Source organism: Streptomyces sp. PA03-1a, from assembly GCF_033792805.1.
Classification (GTDB): Bacteria; Actinomycetota; Actinomycetes; order Streptomycetales; family Streptomycetaceae; genus Actinacidiphila.
The window spans coordinates 1-15,109 of sequence record NZ_JARAVO010000057.1 but is presented as its reverse complement, the minus strand read 5'-3'; the positions used below and the strand labels follow the sequence as shown (position 1 = coordinate 15,109).

General features: G+C 71.9%; 11 protein-coding genes and 1 pseudogene. 8 read left to right on the top strand and 4 right to left on the bottom strand.

Features of this window, described 5'->3' with window-relative positions:
• Positions 1-41: 41 nt before the first annotated feature.
• The 5 genes from PV341_RS15215 to PV341_RS15195 all read left to right on the top strand — a co-directional run bounded on the left by PV341_RS15215 (position 42) and on the right by PV341_RS15195 (position 7,428).
• Positions 42-830, top strand: a complete 789-nt coding sequence (locus tag PV341_RS15215) for a sugar ABC transporter ATP-binding protein (RefSeq protein WP_499514582.1) — start codon at positions 42-44, stop codon at positions 828-830.
• Positions 827-2,128, top strand: a complete 1,302-nt coding sequence (locus tag PV341_RS15210; RefSeq protein ID WP_500321828.1) for a sugar ABC transporter permease — start codon at positions 827-829, stop codon at positions 2,126-2,128. The genes PV341_RS15215 and PV341_RS15210 overlap by 4 nt, the downstream gene beginning before the upstream one ends.
• 136 nt (positions 2,129-2,264) lie before the next feature.
• Positions 2,265-4,193, top strand: a complete 1,929-nt coding sequence (dxs, locus tag PV341_RS15205; RefSeq protein WP_500321827.1) for a 1-deoxy-D-xylulose-5-phosphate synthase — start codon at positions 2,265-2,267, stop codon at positions 4,191-4,193.
• A gap of 147 nt (positions 4,194-4,340) precedes the next feature.
• Positions 4,341-5,852: an amino acid permease gene (locus PV341_RS15200; RefSeq protein ID WP_500321825.1), complete on the top strand. Its 1,512-nt coding sequence runs from the start codon at positions 4,341-4,343 to the stop codon at positions 5,850-5,852.
• A 37-nt stretch (positions 5,853-5,889) separates the two neighbouring features.
• Complete coding sequence (locus PV341_RS15195; protein ID WP_500358063.1) at positions 5,890-7,428, top strand: glycosyltransferase family 39 protein; 1,539 nt, start codon at positions 5,890-5,892, stop codon at positions 7,426-7,428.
• On the opposite strand, the gene PV341_RS15190 is transcribed toward PV341_RS15195, so the two are convergent.
• On the bottom strand, positions 7,429-7,836 hold the full coding sequence (locus PV341_RS15190; protein ID WP_500358062.1) for an NTP pyrophosphohydrolase: 408 nt from the start codon (positions 7,834-7,836) through the stop codon (positions 7,429-7,431).
• A 129-nt stretch (positions 7,837-7,965) separates the two neighbouring features.
• On the opposite strand from PV341_RS15190, the gene PV341_RS15185 reads away from it, so the two are divergent.
• The 3 genes from PV341_RS15185 to PV341_RS15175 all read left to right on the top strand — a co-directional run bounded on the left by PV341_RS15185 (position 7,966) and on the right by PV341_RS15175 (position 11,029).
• Positions 7,966-8,703, top strand: coding sequence for a DsbA family protein (locus tag PV341_RS15185; RefSeq protein WP_500321822.1), 738 nt, complete (start codon positions 7,966-7,968; stop codon positions 8,701-8,703).
• Between the two features lie 89 nt (positions 8,704-8,792).
• Positions 8,793-10,076 carry a peptidoglycan-binding protein gene (locus PV341_RS15180; RefSeq protein ID WP_500321820.1) on the top strand — a complete coding sequence of 428 codons (1,284 nt, stop codon included), beginning with the start codon at positions 8,793-8,795 and terminating at the stop codon, positions 10,074-10,076.
• Positions 10,073-11,029: an SPFH domain-containing protein gene (locus PV341_RS15175; protein ID WP_500321819.1), complete on the top strand. Its 957-nt coding sequence runs from the start codon at positions 10,073-10,075 to the stop codon at positions 11,027-11,029. Before PV341_RS15180 ends, PV341_RS15175 begins: the two co-directional genes overlap by 4 nt.
• Positions 11,030-11,092: 63 nt before the next feature.
• Here the strand turns inward: PV341_RS15175 and PV341_RS15170 are convergent, their stop codons facing one another.
• From PV341_RS15170 to PV341_RS15160, 3 genes and pseudogenes are all read right to left on the bottom strand, one after another.
• Entirely contained in the window at positions 11,093-13,231 is a 2,139-nt protein-coding gene (locus tag PV341_RS15170; RefSeq protein WP_500321817.1) for a 3-hydroxyacyl-CoA dehydrogenase NAD-binding domain-containing protein, read from the bottom strand.
• Positions 13,228-14,448 carry a thiolase family protein gene (locus PV341_RS15165; RefSeq protein WP_500321816.1) on the bottom strand — a complete coding sequence of 407 codons (1,221 nt, stop codon included), beginning with the start codon at positions 14,446-14,448 and terminating at the stop codon, positions 13,228-13,230. Before PV341_RS15165 ends, PV341_RS15170 begins: the two co-directional genes overlap by 4 nt.
• Positions 14,449-14,769: 321 nt before the next feature.
• Positions 14,770-15,009 (bottom strand): annotated as a pseudogene (locus PV341_RS15160) (ribonuclease D); the annotation flags it as partial.
• Positions 15,010-15,109: the final 100 nt, after the last annotated feature.

Here is a 15,109-nt window from a genome sequence, read left to right as displayed (position 1 = left end):
CCTCCAAGCGCGGCATCCCCGCCGGTCAGGCGGCGAAGGAGATGGTTCACGTGTCCGCTACGCCCGTGCTGGCGTTGCGCGGAGTCTCCAAGCGATTCGGTGCGGTCCAGGCACTCACCGATGTCGACCTGGAGGTTCACGCCGGAGAAGTCGTCGCGCTCGTAGGCGACAACGGCGCAGGGAAGTCGACCCTGGTCAAGACGATCGCCGGTGTGCACCCCATCGATGACGGCGTCATCGAGTGGGAAGGCAAGCCGGTCAACATCAACCGGCCGCACGACGCCCAGGGTTTGGGCGTCGCCACCGTCTACCAGGACCTCGCGCTGTGCGACAACCTCGACGTCGTCGCCAACCTCTACCTCGGCAGCGAGATCAAGCGCGCCGGCGTGATCGACGAGGTCATGATGGAGAAGCGGTCCCGGGAGCTGCTCAGCACGCTGTCGATCCGCATCCCCAGCGTCCGCATCCCGATCGCCAGCCTCTCCGGTGGTCAGCGTCAGGTCGTCGCGATCGCGCGCGCCCTGATCGGTGACCCCAAGCTGGTCATCCTCGACGAGCCCACCGCCGCCCTCGGTGTCGAGCAGACCGCCCAGGTGCTCGACCTGGTCGAGCGGCTGCGCGAGCGCGGCCTCGCCGTCATCCTCATCAGCCACAACATGGTCGACGTCAAGGCCGTCGCCGACAAGGTGGCGGTACTGCGGCTCGGCCGCAACAACGGCGTCTTCGACGTCAAGAGCACGTCCCAGGAAGACATCATCTCCGCCATCACCGGTGCCACGGACAATGCCGTGACCCGCCGTCAGGGGCGGCGCACGGAGGCTGCAAAGTGAGCGACACGTCGAAGACCGTAAAGCAGGACGTGGTGGCAGCGTCGGTCGAGGACGCGTCCTCGGCGGCGGTGCCCGTGGTCGACCCGCGGCTGCTCGTGCGTGAAGAGGGCCTCAAGGGCTACCTCACCGAGTTCAAGCGCAAGGTGCGCGGTGGTGAGCTCGGTTCGCTGCCGGTCATCATCGGCCTGATCATCATCTGGACCATCTTCCAGACCCAGTCGAGCAACTTCCTGAGTGCCGGCAACCTGGCCAACATCGGCTTCTTCCTGGCCGCCACGGGCATGCTCGCCATTGGTCTGGTCTTCGTGCTGCTGCTCGGTGAGATCGACCTGTCGGTCGGCTCGGTCAGCGGTCTGGCCTCCGCCGTCTTCGCCATCTTCGTGACCAATCACGGGATGAACCCGTGGCTGGCCATGATCCTGGCCATCGTCACCGGCATCCTCATCGGTGCCCTGCACGGCTGGTTCTTCGCGAAGATCGGCGTCCCCGCGTTCGTCGTCACCCTGGCCGGCTTCCTCGGCTGGAACGGCCTGATGCTGCAGCTGCTCGGCGACAGCGGAAGCCTCTCGATCCCGGACGACGGCCCGCTGCACATCCTGGGCCAGCGTTCCTTCTTCATGGACCAGGACATCTCCGGCGCCTACCTGCTGGCCGGCCTCGGCACCGTGGCCATGCTGGCGGGCTCGCTGATCGAGCAGCGGCGGCGTCGTGCGGCCGGCGTCCCGTTCCGGCCCACCGGCGAGATCGCCTTCCGCGTGGGCGCCCTGGCGGTCGTCTCCTTCGTCGCCGCGTACGTCCTGAACCAGGCGAGCGGCGTGCCCAACGCGCTGGTGGTCTTCCTGGCGGCCCTGGTCGTCACGGACTTCGTGCTGCGGCGTACCTCCTACGGCCGCAAGGTGTTCGCGGTCGGTGGTGGCATCGAGGCCGCCCGTCGCGCCGGCATCAACGTCGCCATGGTCCGCATCTCGGTGTTCGCCATCTCCGGCGGCTTCGCGGCGCTCGGCGGTCTGTTCTTCGCCGCGCAGACCTTCACGGCGACCCTGGGCGCCGGCGGCGGCAACACCCTGATGCTGGCCATCGCTGCCGCGGTCATCGGTGGCACCAGCCTCTTCGGCGGCCGCGGAAACGTTTGGTCCGCGCTGCTCGGCATGCTGGTCATCCAGTCCATCCAGACCGGCCTGGACCTGCTCAACATGAACACCGCGCTCCAGTACATGATCACCGCCGCGGTGCTGCTCGCCGCCGTGGTCATCGACTCGGTGTCCCGCAAGAGCCAGAAGGCCTCGGGTCGCGGCTGAGGTTCCGCACCGCACCAGTGGCGTGACGTGCCCGGCGCAGGGAAGATCATCCCAGCGCCGGGCACGGGTGTGTGCGGAGCTGAAAACGCGAACACATACACTCGGGAAACCGGAAAGCGACAACAAGGAGGCACGGGTGGCTCTGCTGACCCGTATCAAGGGACCGCGCGACCTCGACCGGCTCAGCCCGGAGCAGCTGGTCGAGCTGGCAGGCGAGATCCGTACCTTCCTGGTCGACGAGGTCTCCAAGACGGGCGGGCACCTGGGGCCGAACCTGGGTGTCGTCGAACTGACCATCGCGCTCCACCGTGTCTTCGACTCGCCGCGGGACAAGGTGCTGTGGGACACCGGGCACCAGTCCTACGTCCACAAGCTGCTCACCGGCCGTCAGGACTTCTCCAAGCTCAAGAGCAAGGGGGGCCTGTCCGGCTACCCCTCGCGCGCCGAGTCCGAGCACGACGTGATCGAGAACAGCCACGCCTCCACGGTGCTCGGCTGGGCCGACGGCCTTGCCAAGGCCAACGAGCAGCTGGGCAAGCGCGACCACACCGTCGCCGTCATCGGTGACGGCGCGCTGACCGGCGGCATGGCCTGGGAGGCGCTGAACAACATCGCCACCGCCAAGGACCGCCCGCTGGTCATCGTCGTCAACGACAACGAGCGCTCCTACGCGCCGACCATCGGCGGCCTCGCCAACCACCTCGCCACGCTGCGCACCACCGACGGCTACGAGCGCTTCCTCACCCGCACCAAGGAACTGCTGGAGCGCACCCCGGTCATCGGCCAGCCGCTGTACGAGACCCTGCACGGCGCCAAGAAGGGCTTCAAGGACTTCATCGCCCCCCAGGGCATGTTCGAGGACCTGGGCCTGAAGTACGTCGGCCCGATCGACGGCCACGACGTCGCCGCCCTGGAGTCCGCGCTGCAGCGCGCCAAGCGCTTCGGCGGCCCGGTCATCGTCCACTGCCTGACGGAGAAGGGCCGCGGCTACACCCCCGCCCTGCAGGACGAGGCCGACCGCTTCCACGCCGTCGGCAAGATCCACCCCGACACCGGCCTGCCGATCGCGGCCTCCGGCGCCGACTGGACCTCGGTCTTCGGTGAGGAGATGGTCAAGCTCGGCAGGGAGCGCAAGGACATCGTGGCCATCACCGCCGCGATGCTCCAGCCCGTGGGCCTGGACAAGTTCGCCAAGGCGTTCCCCGACCGCGTCTACGACGTCGGCATCGCCGAGCAGCACGCGGTGGTGTCCGCGGCGGGCCTGGCGACCGGCGGCCTGCACCCGGTCGTCGCCGTCTACGCGACCTTCCTCAACCGCGCCTTCGACCAGGTCCTGATGGACGTCGCGCTGCACAAGTGCGGCGTCACCTTCGTGCTGGACCGGGCCGGCATCACCGGCACCGACGGCGCCTCGCACAACGGCATGTGGGACATGTCGATCCTGCAGGTCGTCCCGGGCGTGCGGATCGCCGCCCCGCGCGACGCCGACCAGGTGCGCGCCCAGCTCCGCGAGGCCGTCGAGGTACCGGACGCCCCGACCGTGGTCCGCTACTCCAAGGGCGCGGTCGGTCCGGCGGTCAAGGCCGTCGGCACGGTCGGCGGCATGGACGTGCTACGTCGGGCCGAGCCCCAGGGCGAGGACGCCAAGCCGGACGTGCTGCTGGTCTCCGTCGGCGCGCTCGCCCCGATGTGCCTGGAGATCGCCGACCTGCTCGACGCCCAGGGCATCACCACCACCGTCGTCGACCCCCGCTGGGTCGTGCCCGTCGACCCGGCCCTGCCCGGTCTCGCGGCCGGCCACCGGGTCGTCGTCACCGTCGAGGACAACGGGCGCGTCGGCGGTGTCGGCTCCGCCGTCGCCCAGGCGCTGCGCGACGCCGGCGTGGACGTGCCGCTGCGTGACTTCGGCATCCCGCAGGAGTTCCTCGACCACGCCAGCCGCAAGGAGGTCATGGCCGAGATCGGGCTGACCGCCCCGGACGTCGCGCGCCAGGTGACCGGCCTCGTCAGCCGGCTCGGGGGCCGCTACGCCGACGAGCCCGCGCCCCAGGTCGCGGGCGACTGACGGCCGCTCCCCGTCCTTGGCACCACCGGGCCGGGCGACACCCCAATGGGTGATCGCCCGGCCCTTCTGTTGATGTGTAGGCGCGCCAGATCCGGTCACAAGCATCTGCGGGTGCTGTGATGCAGGAACAACTGTGGAGGTGCGCCGGTGGACGTGGGCGGTAACGCTGCGAAGGGTCGGAGCGGTTTCTTCCGTACCAAATCGGTCGAGGACTCCCTGCGGGACACCCAGGAGCCCGAGCACGCGCTCAAGAAGTCGCTGTCCGCCCTCGACCTCACGGTCTTCGGCGTCGGCGTCGTCATCGGCACCGGCATCTTCGTCCTCACGGGCAAGGTGGCGAAGGAGAACGCGGGCCCGGCCGTCGCGCTGTCCTTCGTCGCCGCGGGCGTCGTGTGCGCGCTCGCCGCCCTGTGCTACGCGGAGTTCGCCTCCACGGTGCCGGTGGCCGGATCCGCGTACACCTTCTCCTTCGCCACCCTCGGCGAACTGCCCGCCTGGATCATCGGCTGGGACCTCGTGCTGGAACTGGCGCTGGGCTGCGCCGTGGTCGCCGTCGGATGGTCCGGTTACCTGCGCTCGATCATGGACAACTGGGGCTGGCACCTGCCGTCCGTGCTGTCCGGCGGCGAACAGAGCGGCTTCCACTTCGACCTGCTGGCCTTCTTGCTGGTGGCCGTGCTCACCGCCGTCCTGGTCGCCGGGATGAAGCTGTCGGCCCGGGTCACCTCCGTGGTGGTCGCCATCAAGGTCACCGTGGTGCTGATCGTCATCATCGTGGGCGCGTTCTTCATCAAGGCCCACAACTACACCCCGTTCGTCCCGCCCGCCGTGCCGTCCGAGGGGGCGCAGGCAGGCATCAAGGCCCCGCTCATCCAGCTGATCTCGGGCTTCACGCCGTCCCAGTTCGGCGTCATGGGCATCTTCACCGCGGCGGCTGTGGTCTTCTTCGCGTACATCGGCTTCGACATCGTCGCCACCGCCGCCGAGGAGACCAGGAACCCGCAGCGGGACGTGCCGCGCGGCATCCTCGGCTCGCTGATCATCTGCACCGTGCTCTACGTCGCCGTCTCCATCGTCGTCACCGGCATGCAGCACTACACCCGGCTGACGGTGGACGCGCCGCTGGCCGACGCCTTCAAGGCGGTGGGCCACCCCTTCTGGGCCGGGCTGATCGCCTTCGGCGCGGTGGTGGGCCTGACGACGGTCTGCATGATCCTGCTGCTCGGGCAGAGCCGGGTCTTCTTCGCGATGAGCCGCGACGGGCTGCTGCCGCGCTTCTTCTCCCGGGTGCACCCCACCCGGGGCACGCCCTACCGCTCGACGATCCTGCTCGGCGGCATCGTGGCGATCGTCGCGGGCTTCACGACCATCGAGGAACTGGCCGAGCTGGTGAACATCGGCACCCTCTTCGCGTTCATCGTCGTCGCCATCGGCGTCGTGGTGCTGCGCCGTACCCGCCCCGACCTGCCGCGTGCCTTCCGTACCCCGCTGGTGCCGTGGCTGCCCGCGGTGTCGGTGCTCGCCACGCTGTGGCTGATGCTCAACCTCCCCGCCGAGACCTGGCTGCGGTTCGCCATCTGGATGGCCCTCGGCTTCCTCGTCTACTTCCTCTACGGCTACCGGCACAGCCGGGTCCGCACACCGTCCCGGCAGAGGTGAGCTGACGCACCCGGAGGGCGCCCGGTACCTTGGGCGCGTGCCGACCCGCCCCGAGACCGCCCGCGCCGCCGCGCCCGCGCTCCCGGACCGGCGGGCGGACGGCGCCCCGTCCCGGGCGCCCTCGCCGTTCACCCGGTTCTCGTGGCCCGTGCTGCTCCCGCTGCTGACGCTGGTGGCGGCGCTGGTCCATCTGCCCTCCTTCGTACGTCCCGTCTGGAACCCCGACGAGGGGTTCCTCGCGACCCAGGCACGCGTGCTCGCCTCCGGAGGCGTCCTCTACGACACCGTCGTGGACCGCAAGCCCCCGCTGCTGCCGTGGCTCTACGAGGGGGCGTTCGCGCTCTTCGGCGACGGCTCGCTCCGGCCCCTGCGGGCGGCGGCCGTCGTCGCGCACGTGGTGACCGCGGCGCTGCTCGTCGCCATCGCCCGGCGGCGCTGGGGCGACCGGTGGGGCGCGGCCGCCGGGTTCGGCTACCTGCTGCTGTCGGTGGGGCTGGCGCCCGAGGACACACAGGCGGCCTCCTTCGAGGTCTTCACCCTGCCGTGGACGGTCGCCGCCGTGCTGTTGGCCGACCGCGGGCGCTGGGGCGCGGCCGGGGTGGCGGTGGCCGGGGCGGCGCTGACCAAGCAGACCGGCGCGGTGGTGCTCCTCCCGGTGCTCTGGATGCTGTGGCGGGCCCGGCGGGGGAGTGCGGCCGGGTCCGTCTCCGTGTCCGCCGGAGCGTGGGCCCGGCTGACGGCGGGGTGCGCGCTGCCCGTCGTGGCCGTGGCCCTGGCGACCGGTGCGGGGCGCTTCGTCTTCTGGACGGTCACCGGCTCTGGGGCCTACATCTCGCCCGAGGGAGCCTGGCTGCTCGCGGCCGGGCGGGGGCTCGGCAACGCCGCGATCATCACGGCGGCCGGGGCGGGGGTGGTGCTGCCGGCCGTCTGGCTCGCCGTGCGCCGGAGGGCCGGCGCCGGAGCCGAGCTGTGGATCTGGCTCGGCGCGGCCGCCGTCGCCGTCGTGGCGGGCTTCCAGTTCTACGGTCACTACTACCTGCAACTGCTGCCCCCGCTCACGCTCGTCGGGGTGGCCGCGCTGCGCCGGCTGCCCGCGCGCGGTCCGGCCCGAAGGGCCGCCGCGGTCTGGACGGTGCTGGCGGCGGCCGTGTTCACCGGCTGGGGCTTCGCGGCACCGCGCGCCGAACTCGACCACGCCCGGACCGTCGCCGCCGCGATCCGCGCCCACACCGGCGCGGACGGGACCGTCCTGGTGTGGGGCATGCACCCGGAGCAGTACTGGCTCTCCGGGCGCGCACCGGCCGGCCGGTTCCTCACCGCGGGATTCCTCACCAACTTCAGCGGTGGCCGCGGCGGGGCCCGGGTCGGCGAGGAGTACGCCGTACCGGGCGCCTGGGCGGCCTTCCGCCGGGAGTTCTCCGCCGCGCCGCCGGCCGTCGTGGTCGACGACTCGCGGGGCGCCCCCTACGGCGCGGCGCACGTGCCCGGTCTGCGCCGCCTGCTCGACGGGGGCGGCTACGAGCGCGTCGCCACCGCCGACGGCGCGGTGCTGTACGCCCGGCCGCCCGGCCGGTAGTCAGGGACGCACCGACCGCGGCCCCGCGACGGCCGCGCCGTGGGCGGTCACGCGGCGGCGCAGCTCGCGGTCGGCCGTCACGACCAGGCACGGCAGTTCCGGCGGACGGGCCGCGACGAGTTCGGCGATGAGGTCGTCACCGCTGCCGGGCGCCGCCTCGACCCGTACCCCCGGCACGGGTGCCACCCCCCGGGCCGCGCCCTCCACGACGAGCACGACGTCGAGCGGCGCCCGCCGGGCCCATTCCGGCACGTCCGCCCGTTCCGGGAGCCCGGTAGCGGCCAGCCCGGCGAGGGCGTCCCGCAGGCGCTCCGTCGCCCCGTGCCGGTCCCGCCACCACCCGTCGGGGACGGACCCCACGGTGTTGGCGGCGTCGACCACGACCAGGGGCGCTGTCCCACCGTTCACCGGCCCACCCTGTCACAACCGGGCCGGGGCCGGTCGTCCTGCCCGGTGACCGGCCGGCAGGACAGGTGCACGGGGCGGAGGCCGTACCCTCCCACGGGGCGTGTTCGTACGCGGTGGTAGAAAGTCCCGGTGAAGCAGACGAAGTCCAAGCGCTGGCGGTCCTACGCCGGGACGGTGATCGTCCTGGGCGTGGTGTTCGGGGGTTCGGCCGTCCTCGGGGCGCATGTGCGCAGTGAGAAGCAGCACGAGGTCAAGGCACCGGCCGGTGCCTCGGGCGAGGAACAGCTGGCGGTGCCGGTCAAGCCGACCAAGCTGCCGGTGACGCTGACCGTGTACGAGGACCTGCGCAGCCCGGAGTCGAAGGCCTTCGCCGCCGAGTACGGGGACACCCTCGCGAAGCTGGTCGCCACCGGCCAGGTGGGGATCGACTACCGCCTGGTGACGCCGACCGACACCGCGGACGGTGGCACCGGCTCCCTGGCCGCCGCCAACGCGGCCGCGTGCGCCCAGGACGTGGGCCGGTTCCAGGAGTTCGTCGCGCAGGTGTGGGACGCCCAGCCCGCCGACGCCTCGGACGACCCGTTCACCAGTGACACCTTTCTGAAGGGCCTGGCCAAGAAGGCCGGCGACGTGGACGAGACGCACTTCGTCCCGTGCGTCCAGGGCGGGGACCACGACGGGTGGGTGCGGCGCTCCCAGGAGGAGTTCGCCGCGGCCGGGTTCACCTCCGCGCCGGTCGTACAGGTGAACGGCGAGACCGTCACCGATCCTTCGGGCGGCGCGTCAGGGCTCACTCCCGAGGGACTGACGCAGCTGGTCGACAAGGCCGTTGCCGAGGTCGTGAAGAGCACCACCGCGACAGGCTGACCACATCACCCGCTGTCATTCCATCAGATTTATGTGGAAATCGGGTAATAAGGGCATGTGGCACTCGATCGCGAGGAGTGGTGGTGCGCATGTCCACACCGGTGTTCGACGAGGTCGGGCCGCAGCCGGGCTGCGTCTGTGAGGACTGCGCACGGCGGCGGCTGATCCGGGCGGCGACCCGCGCCACGCCCCCGTGCGCGCCACCGGTCGCCGCTCCCGCCGCGCTGGTCCTCCTGGCCACGGCGGGCGCGGCCGTCATGGCGCCCGCCGCCGTGGCGGCCCCCGCGGAGGACGCCGGCCAGGCCGCGTCCACCGGCCTGACCGAGCAGGCGCAGCCCGACCGGATCGGCGCCGTGGCCCCGCTCCGGCTGACCCGCGACCAGATCCTGGAGCGGGCCCAGCGCTGGGTCGACGCCCGTGTCCCGTACGACATGCGCCGCCGCTGGCGGGACGGCTACCGGCAGGACTGCTCCGGATTCGTCTCCATGGCCTGGGGCCTGGGCAGCAGCCAGTGGACCGGCACGCTGCCGCGCTTCGCGGAACGGATCGGCCGCAGTGATCTCGAACCCGGCGACATCCTGCTCTTCCACAACCCCCGCGACCCCGTCGACGGCTCCCACGTCACGATCTTCGGGGGCTGGGCGAACGCCGCGCACAACCGCTACGTGGCCTACGAGGAGACCCGGCCGCGCGCCCGGGTGCGCACGACCCCGTACGCCTACTGGGACCATTCCAAGCGCTACGTCCCCTACCGCTACAAGTACCTGAGCGACGAGGGCTACGACGACTTCTACGACGACCTGTACGGGGACCTCGACCTCGGCGACCTGGCCTCCGGCTACCCGGGGAGCGTGTCCTTCGGCCCCGGCGCCTCCAACGGCTACGTCACCCGGCTCGGCCGGATGCTGCGGCAGCGGGGCGCGGGCGCGTTCTACCACGACGGTCCGGGACCCCGCTGGAGCGACGCCGACCGCGAGGCCACCCGCGCCTTCCAGCGCGCCCAGGGCTGGAAGGGCGACCAGGCCGACGGCTTCCCGGGCCCCCTGACGTGGCGTTACCTGACCGAGGGCGCCGGGGCCGACGTCGGCGGCGGCCGCCCGACGGCGCCCCCGGCCCGAACGGCCCACCTGGCCAGGCCGGCCTACCCGGGCATCGGGGGCTTCCGGCCCGGCCAGTCGGGCCCGCACGTGCTCGCGCTGGGACGGCGGCTGGCCGTCAAGGGCTTCGGCCGGTTCTACGCGAAGGGGCCCGGCCCGCGCTGGGGCGAGGCCGACCGGCGCGCGGTGGAGGCCTTCCAGCGGTCCCAGGGCTGGTCGGGCAGCCAGGCGGACGGCTACCCGGGTCCCGAGACGTGGAGGCGGCTCTTCTCATGACGATCACCCCCCAGGGGAGCCGGGCCGAACGTCCCGTCCCCGCCCAGGCCCCCATTGCCTACGGCACCCCCGGCCAGGCCGGCGTGGTGCCGCTGCCCGAGATCGCCGAGCGTCCGGGACGCTGCCTTCCCGGCGGCCTCGCCGTGCTCACGGCCCTGGCGGCGGCCGGAGGCACGGCAGCGCTGTTGCTCGGCCCCATCGGGACCTCCCCCGCCGTCCGCGGCGGCGCCGTGGCCGTCCTCGTGGCGCTCACCGCTCTGACCGCGCTGGGCCTCGCCCGGGGCCGACCCGGCTCCGTGTGGATGCTCACCCGGCACGGCGCCTACCACGGCACCGTCCGCCGCACCGGACTGCTGTGGATCAGCCCGCTGCTCGTCCGCCGCCGTGTCGACACCAGCCTGCGCCACTGGCGCAGCAGCCCCATCGAGGCCACCGACGCGGGCGGCACCCCGCTGCAGATCACGGTCCTGGTGGTGTGGCGGGTCCGCGACACCGCGCGGGCCGCCTTCGGCGTCCACGACCACGTCCGCTACCTGCGCGAACAGGTCGAGGCCGCGGTCGTCCGCTGCGTGTCGCGGCTGCCCGCCGACGACTTCCACGGCCCCGGTCCCACGCTCCGCGCCACCGACCGCCTCGCGGACGACCTCACCCGGATCATCGTCCAGGACCTGCGGCCCGTCGGCGTCGAGGTGTTCTCCGCCCAGCCCGTCCGCGTCGACTACGCCCCCGCCGTGGCCTCCGCCATGCGCCGCGCCCAGCTGGCGGCGCTCGACGCCCGCCACCGCCGGGCCGCCCTCGACGACGCCCTCACCGCCGTCGGCGAGACCGTACGGGGCCTGCTCGAGCGCGGCCTGGTCGACCTCGACGACTACGAACGCAAGGCCCTCGTACGGGACCTGACGGTCGCCTACTGCACCGCGCACGTCCCCGACGGCGGCGCGCAGGCCTCCTGAGCCGCGCACGCGGAAGGGGCCCCCGCCGGACGGCGGGGGCCCCTTCCGCGTACGCAGCCGGAGTTACGCCGGGACGGAGGCCACGCCCGGGGCCAGGAACGGCTTGCCGTTCACCCGCTCCGAGACGCCCTCACGGTCCAGGTACGGCGTGATGCCGCCCAGGTGGAAGGGCCAGCCGGCACCGGTGATCAGGCACAGGTCGATGTCCTGCGCCTCGGCGACGACGCCCTCCTCCAGCATGATCCCGATCTCCTGTGCGACGGCGTCCAGGACGCGGGCGCGCACCTGCTCCTGCGTCAGGACGCTGTCGCCCTGCATCAGGAGCGCGGCGACCTCGGGGTCCAGCTCCGGCTTGAAGCCGTTCTCGGCGGAGTAGACGTAGAAGCCGCGCTTGCCCGCCTTGACGACGGCCGCGAGGTTCGGGGAGACCGTGAAGCGGTCCGGGAAGGCGCGGTTGAGCGTCTCAGAGACGTGCAGACCGATCGCCGGGCCGACCAGCTCCAGCAGCACCAGCGGGGACATCGGCAGGCCGAGCGGCTCGATGGCCTTCTCCGCCGTCTCCACTGGGGTGCCCTCGTCGATGACGTTCTGGATCTCGCCCATGAAGCGGGTGAGGATGCGGTTGACGACGAACGCCGGGGCGTCCTTGGTCAGCACTGCGGTCTTCTTCAGCTTCTTCGCCACGGCGAACGCGGTGGCCAGCGACGCGTCGTCGGTCTGCTCGCCGCGCACGATCTCCAGCAGTGGCAGCACCGCGACCGGGTTGAAGAAGTGGAAGCCGACGACCCGCTCGGGGTGCTTCAGCTTCGAGGCCATCTCGGAGACCGAGAGGGAGGAGGTGTTGGTGGCGAGGATCGTCTCCGGCTTCACCACCGCCTCGACCTCGGCGAACACCTGCTGCTTGACGCCGATCTCCTCGAAGACCGCCTCGATGACGAAGTCCGCGTCGCCGAAGGCGGCGGCCTTGTCGAGGGAGCCGGACACCAGGCCCTTGAGGCGGTTCGCCTTGTCCTGGTTGACCCGGCCCTTGAGCAGCAGCTTGTCGATCTCGCCGTGGACGTAGCCGACGCCCTTGTCCACGCGCTCCTGGTCGATGTCGGTGAGGACCACCGGCACCTCCAGGCGGCGTGCGAAGAGCAGCGCCAGCTGCGAGGCCATCAGACCGGCGCCGACGACGCCCACCTTGGTGACCGGACGGGCCAGGTTCTTGTCCGGGGCACCGGCCGGGCGCTTGCCGCGCTTCTGCACCAGGTTGAAGGCGTAGATGCCGGAGCGCAGCTCGCCGCCCATGATGAGGTCCGCGAGGGCCTCGTCCTCGGCGTCGAAGCCGGCGGACAGGTCTCCGTCCTTGGCGGCGGCGATGATGTCCAGCGCGCGGTACGCGGCCGGGGCGGCGCCGTGCACCTTGGAGTCGGCGAAGGCGCGGCCCTTGGCGACGGCCTCGTCCCACGCCGCGCCGCGGTCCACCTCGGGGCGGACGACCTGGATCTCGCCCTTGAGGACGGCGGCCGTCCAGGACAGCGACTGCTCCAGGAAGTCCGCACCGTCGAACAGCGCGTCGGCGATGCCCAGGTCGTAGACCTGACCACCCTTCAGCTGCTTGTTCTGGTTGAGCGAGTTCTCGATGATGACGCTCACCGCGCGCTCGGCGCCGATGAGGTTCGGCAGCAGCGCGCAGCCGCCCCAGCCCGGGACCAGGCCCAGGAAGACCTCGGGGAGGGAGAACGCCGGGATGGCCGAGGAGACGGTGCGGTAGCTGCAGTGCAGGCCGACCTCGACGCCGCCGCCCATGGCCGCGCCGTTGTAGTACGCGAAGGTCGGGACCGCGAGGGACTGCAGACGGCGGAAGACGTCGTGGCCGCCCTTGCCGATCGCCAGCGCGTCCTCACGCCGCTTCAGCAGCTCGACGCCCTTCAGGTCGGCGCCGACCGCGAAGATGAACGGCTTGCCGGTGATGCCGACACCGGCGATCCCGCCGTCCGCGGCCTCCTTCTCGACCTGGTCGAGGGCGGCGCTCAGGTTCGCCAGCGACTGCGGTCCGAAGGTGGTCGGCTTGGTGTGGTCCAGGCCGTTGTCCAGGGTGATGAGCGCGAAACGCCCGGCGCCCTGGGGGAGGTCGAGGTGGCGCACCTGCGCCTGCGTCACGACCTCGTCCGGGAACAGCTCGGCCGCTCCCTTGAGGAGCTCGGCGGTGGTGGTCACTTGCTGCCTCCGTCGAAGTGCGGGTTCTCCCAGATCACGGTGCCGCCCATGCCGAAGCCGACGCACATGGTGGTCAGGCCGTAGCGGACGTGCGGCTGCTCCTCGAACTGGCGGGCCAGCTGCGTCATCAGACGGACGCCGGAGGAAGCGAGCGGGTGGCCGAACGCGATGGCGCCACCGTACTGGTTGACGCGCGCGTCGTCGTCGGCGATGCCGTAGTGGTCGAGGAACGACAGCACCTGCACGGCGAACGCCTCGTTGACCTCGAACAGGCCGATGTCGGAGATCGACAGGCCCGCCTTGGCGAGTGCCTTCTCCGTCGCCGGGACCGGGCCGATGCCCATCACCTCGGGCTCGACGCCCACGAAGGCGTAGGAGACCAGACGCATCTTCACCGGGAGCTCCAGCTCCCGGGCGACGTCCTCGGCGGCGATCAGGGAGGCGGTGGCACCGTCGTTCAGACCCGCCGAGTTGCCCGCCGTCACGTTGCCGTGGGCGCGGAACGGGGTCTTGAGGCCCGCCAGGTTCTCCAGCGTGGTGCCCGGGCGCATCGGCTCGTCGGCCGTGGCCAGGCCCCAGCCGGTCTCGCCGCCCTCGGGGGAGGTGCGGCGCACCGAGATCGGCACCAGGTCCTGCTGGATCTTGCCGTTCGCGTACGCCTTCGCCGCCTTCTCCTGGCTGCGCACCGCGTATTCGTCGGCGCGCTGCTTGGTGAGGTGCGGGAAGCGGTCGTGCAGGTTCTCCGCCGTCATGCCCATGAACAGCGCGGACTCGTCGACCAGCTTCTCCGACACGAAGCGCGGGTTGGGGTCCACGCCCTCGCCCATCGGGTGCCGGCCCATGTGCTCCACGCCGCCCGCGAGCGCCACGTCGTACGCGCCGAAGGCGATGCCCCCGGCGACGCTGGTGACCGCGGTCATCGCGCCCGCGCACATGCGGTCGATGGAGAAACCGGGCACCGACTTGGGCAGTCCCGCCAGGATCGCGGCCGTACGGCCCAGGGTCAGGCCCTGGTCGCCGATCTGGGTGGTCGCGGCGATGGCGACCTCGTCGATGAGCTCCGGGGAGAGCGCGGGGTTGCGCCGCAGCAGCTCCCGGATGGACTTGATGACCAGGTCGTCGGCACGGGTCTCGTGGTAGATGCCCTTCGGGCCCGCCTTGCCGAACGGGGTGCGGACGCCGTCGACGAAGACGACGTCCCTAGCGGTACGAGGCACGTTGGCTCTCCTCAAGAGCGGTACGAGGCACGTTGGCTCTCCTCAAGATGCGGGTTCGCTTGCCGCGGGCAGAAGACGGCGGCTCCGCCGTACATGCTACTCGCGGGTAACCGATGTGCACAGTGCGGGTGTGCGGGGTCACACGTTCGGTCTCCCCCCGGGTTCCCGCGTGCGGCCGTTCCTGCTTTCCGTGGGGTTTCTCCCCACCCTCCCGCCCTCCCCCAGCCGAAGGCTGGGGGAGGGCGGGAGGGTGGGGAAACCCCAAAGCGCAACCACAACGGTGCCGCACACGACGACGGGCCGCGAGGGGCACCCCCTGGGTCACACCGCCGGCGTTGCCGCGAGCGCCGCCGTGAGGATGGGCGTGGTGAGCTCGACCTGCCAGGGGCGCGCGCCGGCGTCCTGGAGGAAGGCCGACACCGACTCGGGGCTGCGGTCCCGCGGGGGCGCCCAGCACAGGCGGCGGACGGTGTCCGGGGTGATGAGGTTCTCCTGGGGGAGGTTCAGCTGCTCCGCCAGTGCCGAGACCGCCGCGCGGGCCGCGGAGAGCCGGGCCCAGGCGCGGAGTCGGGCCTGGGGGACCGCTGAAACCTCCCCCCAGAGACTGTCTCTTCTACACATTTCCCAGCCCCCGAGACCCCCTCACATCCCTAATAACAAT

Bases quoted from the DNA above. Each gene is read 5' to 3' on its own strand.
- PV341_RS15215 (WP_499514582.1), top strand. From the start codon at position 42: ATGGTTCACGTGTCCGCTACGCCCGTGCTGGCGTTGCGCGGAGTCTCC.
- PV341_RS15175 (WP_500321819.1), top strand. From the start codon at position 10,073: ATGACGATCACCCCCCAGGGGAGCCGGGCCGAACGTCCCGTCCCCGCC.
- PV341_RS15180 (WP_500321820.1), top strand. From the start codon at position 8,793: ATGTCCACACCGGTGTTCGACGAGGTCGGGCCGCAGCCGGGCTGCGTC.